Source organism: Micromonospora sp. H61 (assembly GCF_018070325.1).
Lineage (GTDB): Bacteria > Actinomycetota > Actinomycetes > Mycobacteriales > Micromonosporaceae > Micromonospora > Micromonospora salmantinae.
Genome location: NZ_JAGPXY010000168.1, coordinates 1 through 3,154, shown reverse-complemented (window position 1 = coordinate 3,154; position 3,154 = coordinate 1). Strand labels below are relative to the sequence as shown.

Genomic DNA, 3,154 nt, shown 5'->3' with positions numbered 1-3,154 from the left:
CCGCCCATAGCCACCAGCCAACGTCGGCGCGGCCTGTCACTGGCTGGATGGGCCACGCGTCAACCTGCCTGATGTTGATGCGCGAGTCGCCGCTGGTCAGGCGTGCTTCCACTCGTCCACCGAGTAGGGCACTAGTCGCCTGCACAGAGGGTGGTGCCGTCGCGGTCGCGCCGGGTCGTGTCGTCATCGTCGAGTTCACGCAGGGATCGGCGCGGGCATCGGGCCCGCAGAGGAAGACCCTCAGGGGAAATTCCGTGTCCACGGATACCCGGGGGGGAGTGATGGAGTAGAGCGTGCCGTCGAAGAGTGCCTGTCGTTCCTTTTCGATCGTCGCGCGATACCGGAGCTGGTCGGAGTTCGGCGGCTCCAGAGGAGCTGGTAAATGTTGAGACCCCCGCCCGCCAAACACGAGAGCGGCGGCGGACACAACGCTCAGGACGATACCTACCCACACGCTCCAAGGCGGCGGCCTGTAACCGGGAGAGCGGAGGCGACCACTGCCTGGTGGCGTGCGCCAAAGCCGCCGACGAAGTGATGGTTGCCGGCGCTTCCGACCCTGCTCACTACGCATGCTACTCGGCACGCTGACCTCCCTCGACGACCCGTCTAACCAGTGTGGAACAGCCTTGCACGCCAGAGAGTAGGCGATCGATCACGAAGCGCGAACACCCTGGGGCGCGTCGCCGCAGGGTCGGCTCGGTGCCGTCGAGGTACACGCGCAGCAGGGCCGGGCAGGAACTTCGGTGGGTTGATCAGCGACCACCGCCTGCTGAGCCGGTCGCTCGGGTGCTGGTGCAGCGGTGTGGCGCCAGCCGGGTCGGCGGCGGCCGGCTGAGAGGTCAGGCAGGATCGCCAAGTGGCATACCGAGGTCAGCAGGGTTTTTGCCGCTCTCGACAGGAGACCCGGCGTCGTTCCCGAGTCGCTCCGCGAGCGCTCCGACGGCCGCTCCTACCTGCATCTAGCGTCGACAATCCTGAGTCTGAGTAGAGAAGTCGAGTTCGTTCGGTGTCGTCGTGTCGGCTAGCTGACCGGTCCTGGTGGTGGGCACGGCCGGGCGGCAGGATGCGCGGATGGCCGTGAACTGTCAGCTTTCCCTGCTCGCGAAGTGCCGGCTGGAGATCCGCTCGGACGTGCCTGGGTGGGCTGGCGGGAAACCTCGACGGACGACGAGTTGTGGGAGCTCAACCGGGGACGGTGAGCCTTCGCCGTCCGCGTCGACAACGAGCGGTTCGCCACCCTGTCGCTCGCGGCCGCAGCCAGATGCCTGAGCACGCCGGTGGCCACGGTCAGCCCGACCATCCACCGCGACGACCGTGACCGAGGGCCACACGACATCCCCATCAGATCGCGCCCCGGCTATTGCCGGCAATACCGCCGCCGGCCCAACCGCAGAACGGGAGGGCCGGCCCGTCTCGATCGTGTTACCTCACCGCCCGGCCCGGACCGGGCTCTTCACCCACCACCACTCACTCGCTGACTGCCTGGTCGCATGCCGTGCCAGCGACGTCTGCCGCCGTCAGGTCCGTAAGCAGGGCCGTTGCCCCTCGAAGCAGGCCGGCGTATTGGGGCTGTCCGCCGGGCACCAGGTCGCGGATGAGGTCCGCGCTTTGCCCCGCGAGCTCCCGCGCCGCGGAAAGATCACGTTGGCCGATGTAGCGTATCCACGCTGCGGCGTAGAGAGCGCGGGCTAGGTGCGGGCGAGCATTCTCGGGTTCGGCTGTGTAGAGGTCACGCAGCAGGCTGAGGCCTTCGGCAGCAGTCTCGATCGCTTCGTCGTATCGCTTGACGTAGGACAGGCGAAAGCCGTGGTTGATCAGCGCGTCTGCCAAGTCCCAGCGCTGCGCGGCGTTCAGGATCCGGTGCAGCTGCACCGCTTCTGCGGTGACTCGATGTGCTTCGGACAGCCATTTCAGAGCTACCAGACATTTGTCGATCATCCCGAGAGTGCCGACCAGCCTCGTCACCGCGTCGAGGTCCGGGCTTTCAATATCACACAGGTCACGCTGGATGGCCGCCGACTGCTCGAGTGCCTCCAACGCAGGAATATCCCGGTCCATGTCATGGAGCCGGCCTCCCAGATCCCGCAGGGCGAGTGCCAGTTCGGCCCGGACATCGTCACTGTCGATCTCAGACAACACAGCAGTGCGCCACTGCGCCGCGGTGATCGCCTCCGATTCGCGTCCCAACATCTGCAAGACCACGTCGTGCTGGCGCATCAGGTTGGCGAAGGTCAGCAACTGCGCCGGCGAACGATCGGCGAACTGGCGCTGGTAGACGGCTGCCAGCTCGGTGATCAGTGACGCTGCTTCGGACCAGTCCTCGTCGGTGAGGCGGCGGCGCACGAGAAATTCCAGCGCTGCCTGCAGCACCGGATCGATGTTCTCCGGGTCCTGCACGGCAAGCGCACGCAACCATTCCAGTGATTCCTCGACGTACGGGATCCCTTCCCCGGCACGGCCGAGGTCGGCGAGGTGCGCCGCGTGCATGAGCAGAGCCCGGACGAGGGCTTCGGAGCCGGGCGCAGTCTGCCGCAGCAGGGCCAGGCGTTCCTCGGATGCCGCCAGTGCTTCGATGTTGCGGTCTTGCCGGCGTGCGGCATCGATGAGTTCGCCGAGGGCGGCGAGCACTTGTTCGGTGAGGCCTGCCGCTGTCGCAAAATTCACCGCCTGCGCCCGAGCGGTATACTCCTCGTCGGCAAGCCCGGCATGGTGCAGCTGTACTGCCAGATGGTGATGCAGGGTGACCGCGGTGGCGACGTCTGCGGTCGAGTTCTCTTCATAGTGGCGCATGAAACGGGAAACTGCGTCACGCGCCGACTCCAGCGCCTCGGTGTGGCGTTCGGCTGCCGCGAGGTAGGCAGCACGGTTATTGAGTGCTACCGCGAGGCGCTTTTCGTGGCGCCCGTCTGCTGCGGCGAGCTTGCGGTACACGGCAACTGTCGATGCGGCCACCTCGAGGGCGGCGTCGTTGTCGGCGTCCGCGGACAGATACGAACCGAGGTTGGTCAATGCCGTCGCGAGACGCACGTCGTGTTCGGCGGGATTCTGGTCGGCGAGTCGTCTGAGGATCCCGGTGGCCTCTTGGGCTAGCGGCACCGCAGCGGGCCTGCGGTCGGCCGCAGCGAGGGCGGAACACAAGTGCATGAGGGTGGTG

Annotated in this window: 1 protein-coding gene; it reads right to left on the bottom strand. The window is 66.7% G+C overall.

Features of this window, described 5'->3' with window-relative positions:
• Positions 1–1,467: 1,467 nt before the first annotated feature.
• The coding region (locus KBX08_RS32680) for a tetratricopeptide repeat protein (RefSeq protein WP_210787620.1) at positions 1,468–3,154 on the bottom strand (1,687 nt) is incomplete at its 5' end.